General features: G+C 53.7%; 6 protein-coding genes and 2 other RNA genes. All 8 read right to left on the reverse strand.

All coding sequences use genetic code 11. The features are described from left to right. Positions 1-385 precede the first annotated feature (385 nt). Positions 386-729, reverse strand: a transfer-messenger RNA (tmRNA) gene (gene ssrA / locus JKK62_RS12535). A gap of 60 nt (positions 730-789) precedes the next feature. Next, positions 790-1248, reverse strand: a complete 459-nt coding sequence (gene smpB, locus JKK62_RS12540) for an SsrA-binding protein SmpB (RefSeq protein WP_201428171.1) — start codon at positions 1246-1248, stop codon at positions 790-792. Beyond that, positions 1245-1847: a recombination mediator RecR gene (gene recR / locus JKK62_RS12545; protein ID WP_201428172.1), complete on the reverse strand. Its 603-nt coding sequence runs from the start codon at positions 1845-1847 to the stop codon at positions 1245-1247. Before recR ends, smpB begins: the two co-directional genes overlap by 4 nt. Position 1848: 1 nt before the next feature. Next, positions 1849-2199 carry a YbaB/EbfC family nucleoid-associated protein gene (locus tag JKK62_RS12550; RefSeq protein ID WP_201428173.1) on the reverse strand — a complete coding sequence of 117 codons (351 nt, stop codon included), beginning with the start codon at positions 2197-2199 and terminating at the stop codon, positions 1849-1851. 40 nt (positions 2200-2239) lie between these two features. Continuing rightward, positions 2240-3979 carry a DNA polymerase III subunit gamma/tau gene (gene dnaX / locus JKK62_RS12555; protein WP_366503350.1) on the reverse strand — a complete coding sequence of 580 codons (1740 nt, stop codon included), beginning with the start codon at positions 3977-3979 and terminating at the stop codon, positions 2240-2242. 69 nt (positions 3980-4048) lie between these two features. After that, an RNA gene (gene ffs / locus JKK62_RS12560) (signal recognition particle sRNA small type) lies at positions 4049-4147 on the reverse strand. A gap of 234 nt (positions 4148-4381) precedes the next feature. After that, positions 4382-4954, reverse strand: coding sequence for a phosphatase PAP2 family protein (locus JKK62_RS12565; protein WP_201428175.1), 573 nt, complete (start codon positions 4952-4954; stop codon positions 4382-4384). 11 nt (positions 4955-4965) lie between these two features. Further along, positions 4966-5526: a GTPase gene (locus JKK62_RS12570; protein WP_279380631.1), complete on the reverse strand. Its 561-nt coding sequence runs from the start codon at positions 5524-5526 to the stop codon at positions 4966-4968. Positions 5527-5529: the final 3 nt, after the last annotated feature.

Raw genomic sequence — 5529 nt, forward strand, 5'->3', positions numbered from 1 at the left:
TTTCCCTGTCACTACGATTCCCGAACTTCTCGCGTAAAAGTTTGGTACACCCTTCATCATCCATTCGATGCTGCGGTCGTACCGGTTTTCTGTAAAATACATTGATTATCATCTCCTTTAGTTTTTTTAGAAATAAAAAAAGAGCCAACCGCTTATTTCTAAACGATTGGCTCTGGAAAAGAAAAAACGCAGACATTTTTCTTATCTGTCTGCGTAATGTGTGTGGGTTATTCAGTTGTATTACGGAAGTTCAGTTCCTGCCAGAACGGGTAAACAGTGGTTTTACATCCATATTTCGTGACAAAAAAATCCACGCCCTTGAAACGTGAAAAACCCCGATAGAATCGGGGTTTTTCGGGGATATATCTTTTTTGCATATCCTTTATGGTGGAGATGGCGGGAATCGAACCCGCGTCCGAAAAGTACTTGCCCTGACTTTCTCCGAGCGCAGTCGGTGTTTTTAATCTCCCTTACTGCGGCGCCCATCGACAGGCTACGCAGCTTGGCAGCTCCTGATGTGTGACGGGAACCGGAGCGCTTTCCCGTTCACATTTACCTCTGATCGACGCCCCTTGCGCTGCCGAGGTACTCAGCGCAGGAACGAGCAGCTTACGCTGCTAAAGCAACTGTATTTTTGTCAGTTATTTTAAAGTTGCGGATTTTATGGCGGTTCCGCACCGCCGCTCGCTTATCAGAGTTCGCGCTCCCCGTCGAAGCCTTTACATCCCCATATATTGCGAAGCTCTTCGCTTCGCAGTGATCGTTCCCGACGGAACGTGTTTACTTTGTTTATCTGCCCTGTTCCTTTAGGGCGCGTTCTATGTCGCGCTTGGCTGTGCGCTTTGCCATGTCCTCGCGCTTGTCATAGAGCTTTTTGCCGCGGCAGAGTCCCAGCTGCATCTTTACCCTGCTGCCCTTGAAATAAAGACTTATCGGTATCAGCGAATAGCCGGTCTGCTTTACCACTCCGTAAAGACGGTTGATCTCCTTTTTGTGCATCAGCAGCTTGCGGACGCGCATTGGGTCGCGGTTAAATATATTTCCGTGCTCGTAAGGCGAAATGTGCATTCCGTTTACGAATATCTCGCCCTCGACTATTGAGCACCAGCTGTCCTTGAGGTTGACCCTGCCGCTGCGTATGGACTTTACCTCCGTTCCGCACAGCTCGATGCCTGCCTCAAAGCTCTCCTCGATAAAATAGTCGTGGCGCGCTTTTTTGTTGTTGGCTATGGTTTTGAGTTCGCTCATATCTCGTTCCTGCCTTCCAGAGCCTTGGCGAGAGTGTACTCGTCGGCATACTCGAGGTCGCCGCCCACAGGGATTCCGTAGGCGAGACGCGTTACCTTGATTCCCATCGGCTTGAGCAGTCCCGATAAATACAGCGCGGTCGCGTCGCCCTCAACGGTCGGATTGGTCGCCATTATTACTTCATTTACACCGCCCTGTGCGATCCTCGCGAGAAGCTCCTTTACCGTAAGCTCCTCGGGACTGATTCCGTTGAGCGGAGATATAGAGCCGTGAAGCACATGGTAGGTGCCGCTGTATTCGCGCGTATTCTCGACCGCCGTAACGTCGCGCGGCGTTTCGACCACGCAGATCACGCTGTGGTCGCGCGAATCGGACGCGCATATCGGACACAGCTCCTTGTCGGTGAGATTGCAGCAGCGGCTGCAGTAATGAATTTTGGTGTGAGCGTCCATAACCGCCGCCGCAAGCTGTTCTGCTTCTGTTTTTGACAGATTCAGTACATAATATGCAAGCCGCTGGGCGGTTTTATGACCGATGCCGGGCATTTTTTCAAACTGCTCCACAAGATTTTCAAGCGGAGCGACGTTGTATTGCGCCATATCAGAACATTCCCGGGATATTCAAGCCGCCCGAGATTGACTCCATTCTTTCCTCTTTTTCTTTTGCCGCGCTTCTGAGCGCTTCGTTAGCCGCAGCCATAACGAGGTCTGCGAGCATCTCTACATCCTCGGGGTCAACGACCTCGGGGCTGATTTCTACCTTGGTAAGCTCCATTTTGCCGGTTACGGCTACCTTAACGGCGCCGCCGCCTGCCGCAGCCTCATATTCCTTAGCCTCAAGCTCTGCGGATACCGCCTCCATGTCGTCCTGGAGCTTCTGAGCCTGACGCGCGAGCTGCTGGATGTTGTTGGCTCCGCCGCTGCCGTAGCCCTTGGGTAATCTTGCTTTCATATTTTGTTCTTCCTTTCAGGTTTGTATTTATTTAAATTAATTATTCTTCTGTGTACTCAATGCCGCTTTTTATCAGCCTGTCCTTGAACTGCTCAAACGGGTCTGCCGCTGTCTGCTGCCGCTTATCTTCGAGACGGTACGGCCCCAGACGGTACTGCTTGCCCGTGTTCGCGATAATTGCCTCGCGGATAGCGCGGCGTTTTTCGGGAATTTTGAGCATTTCAAACGCGAGGTCGCTCTCAGCCTTTATCAGCAGATAGCTGCCGTTTACGAACGCCTCCGAGCCTGACAGCGACGCGGCTATGGTCGCCGAGGGACCTCGAAAGCTCTCAACTATCTCCGCCCAGTTCGGGAACGGCTTTGCGTTTCGGCTCAGCTCGACCACGTCTACCTCGCCCGAACGCTTCACAGGCGCCGGTGCGGGCTTTGTTGCTGCCGGCTGCGGCTCAGCCTTCGCTTCCGGCTTTGGCTCTGACCTTACGGGTTCCGTTTTTTGCGGCTCCGCGGGAACGGTTTCCGCTGCCTTCTGCATTTGCTCAGACTCGCTTGTTTCCGCCGCCTTCGCGGTTCCGGTATCAGCCGGCTCCGGGCTTGTTATCGGAAGCGGCGCAGGCTGAGTCGCTGCGACGGCGATTCCCTTTCTCACTGCCTGCTCAAGCGCGGTGAGCCTTGCGGCAACAGACTCGTTTGTCACGTCAAGCTCAGGCGAGGTCAGTTTGACGACCGCCATTTCAAGCTCGGTTCTGTCGCCGGTGCCCTTGCCCATGCGCTGATAGGCGCGCGAAAGCACGTCCATATAGAAAACGATGTCGGCAAGCGAGAGGTAATCCGCCTGAGCGACGCTCTGCTCAAATTCGCTGTCGGTAAAAACAACGATGTCGCGCGGATTTGAAACGGATTTTATAAGCATAAGCGCGCGGAAATGCGCAGTCAGCTCGTCGCAGAGCAAAGGCATATCCTTCGCTTCGCCGTAGAGCCTGTCGATTATACCGAGCGCCTTCGCGGTGTTTTTGTTTATCACGCAGGAGGCGAGGTCGTAGAGATAGCCCTTGTCGGCAAGTCCTGCCGCCGTGCGTACAACGTCGGAGTTGACCTCGCGGCTGATCGCGATACAGCGGTCGAGCAGCGACAAGGCGTCGCGCATTGCGCCGTCGGACACGGAAGCGATAAGCATAGCCGCCGCGTCGTCGAGGGCGATACCCTCCTGATTTGCGACGTAGAGCAGCCTGTCGGCGATATCGCAAGGCGGAATGCGGTGAAAATCGAACCGCTGACAGCGCGACTGGATGGTCAGCATTATCTTGTGAACCTCGGTTGTCGCGAGAATAAAAATCACGTGTTTCGGCGGCTCCTCGAGGATTTTAAGAAGCGCGTTGAAGGACTCCGGGGTGAGCATATGAACCTCGTCGACGATATACACCTTGTAGCGGCACTTATACGGCGTGCCCTGTACCTCGTCGATGATTCCGCGGATGTCGTCGATTTTGCGGTTTGACGCGGCGTCCATCTCAAAGACGTCGATGGAGGTGCCGTTGTCGATCTCGCGGCAAACCTCGCACTCGCCGCACGGACTGCCGTCCTTGGGGTTGAGGCAGTTCACAGCCTTTGCGAGGATTTTGGCGCAGGTGGTTTTTCCCGTACCGCGCGAGCCTGTAAAGAGGTACGCGTGACTGATACGGTCGTTTTTCAGTTCATTCCTGAGTGTGGTGGTAATATGCTCCTGACCGGCGACGTCGTCAAAGGTTTTGGGTCTCCACTTTCTGTACAATGCCTGATACACGCGATCACCTCCGCTGCATAGAAAAAGCAAGCCGTCCTGCCGAATGATGACGGCGGCGTGCAAATAAGAGAACGACAGACTGACTGTATCGCATCGGAAACACTGCTTAATGCTGCTCGGTTCCCCGCCTGACATGGTTCACAGGCCCCAATCGCACAGGGCCTGCCGCTCGCTTATTTGCACGCGTTGACTGCTTGCGTCTTTTTTTATTATAACATAGATATTTCAGAAAATCAAGTATTTTTGTTATTATTGCCCGGCAACATCATTTACTGTCAGTTTATCCGTAGAGGAGCCTCTTGCGGGCTCCCGGAGACGTGCACGTTCCCGGACGGTCACAAGGGCTGTCCCTACGGAATAATCTATGGTTTTCGGGAAAAATCAAATTCTGTTGCCGCAGTATTACGCCGCATTCTTCTTTTTGCCGATGCTTTCGATCTTTTTGTCGATCTTTGTCTTTTTGAAGATAAACATCACAATCAGCGCGGCGATAGTGCCTATAGCCATGCCCGCGAGGACGTCCGTCGGAAAGTGGACGTAATTATAAAGCCGCGAGAACGCTATCAGCACGGCGAGAACGTATGCCGAAATACCAAACGCGCGTCTTTCCCTGACAGCGATAATCAGCGCCGACGAGAACGCCGCTATGGTGTGTCCCGACGGGAAGCTGTAGCCCGACGGCGCGACTATGTTAAGCGTGATGTCGGTGTTGATAATGAACGGACGCGGACGGCATACGAGGAATTTCAGTCCGTATTCTCCCATAAACAGTCCGAGCAGAAGCGCCGCGAGAGTGATGACTCCCGTAACGCGCGTCTTGCGGAAAAACAGCATTATCAGTCCGATGATTATCCAGACCGCTCCCTTGTCGCCCATATAGCTGAACACAAGCATCACCGGGTCGAGAACGAAGTTTTTGATCGCCGCCTGAATAAAATCCAGAATGGCAAAGTCGATCGAATATATCAATTCCATTAAATCGCTCCTTATTTTTCGTATTTCGAGAGCTTTGAGTACAATTTCTCGTCCGCGATAGCCTCGACCTCTACTCCGTCGGCGGTGTATTCCTCTGAGAGCAGCGTGCCCCTGTCGCGTATCTCGCTTACGATACCCGCGTCCGCGAACGGAATGAGCAGGCTCACGCGCTTCATGCGGACGGGCAGGTTCCTTTCGATAGCGTCGAGCAGCCTGTCAATGCCTTCGCCGGTCTTTGCGCTTATCCTCACGCAGTTCTCAAACTCCAGAGGAATCACGTTTCCGTCGAGCAGATCGCACTTGTTGAGCACGGTGATTATCGGTCTGTCCTGAGCGCCTAGGGATTCGAGCAGGTCGTTAGTCACACTGAGGTGAACCCTAGCCTCCTCGCTCGAGGCGTCGCAGAGGTTGATGATAATATCCGACTGCGCGGCTTCCTCGAGGGTCGAGCGGAAAGCGTCGACAAGGTGGTGCGGCAGTCTGCGGACAAGACCTACGGTGTCGATGAGCATTACCGAAACACCGCCCGGAAGCTTCAGGGCGCGCGAGGTCGGGTCGAGAGTCGCGAACAGCTA

The sequence above is a fragment of the Ruminococcus difficilis genome, assembly GCF_016680995.1.

Excerpts from the sequence above, each read along its gene's own strand:
- JKK62_RS12550 (WP_201428173.1), bottom strand. The coding sequence starts at position 2,199 with ATGAAAGCAAGATTACCCAAGGGCTACGGCAGCGGCGGAGCCAACAAC.
- JKK62_RS12565 (WP_201428175.1), bottom strand. The coding sequence starts at position 4,954 with ATGGAATTGATATATTCGATCGACTTTGCCATTCTGGATTTTATTCAG.
- recR (WP_201428172.1), bottom strand. The coding sequence starts at position 1,847 with ATGGCGCAATACAACGTCGCTCCGCTTGAAAATCTTGTGGAGCAGTTT.
- smpB (WP_201428171.1), bottom strand. The coding sequence starts at position 1,248 with ATGAGCGAACTCAAAACCATAGCCAACAACAAAAAAGCGCGCCACGAC.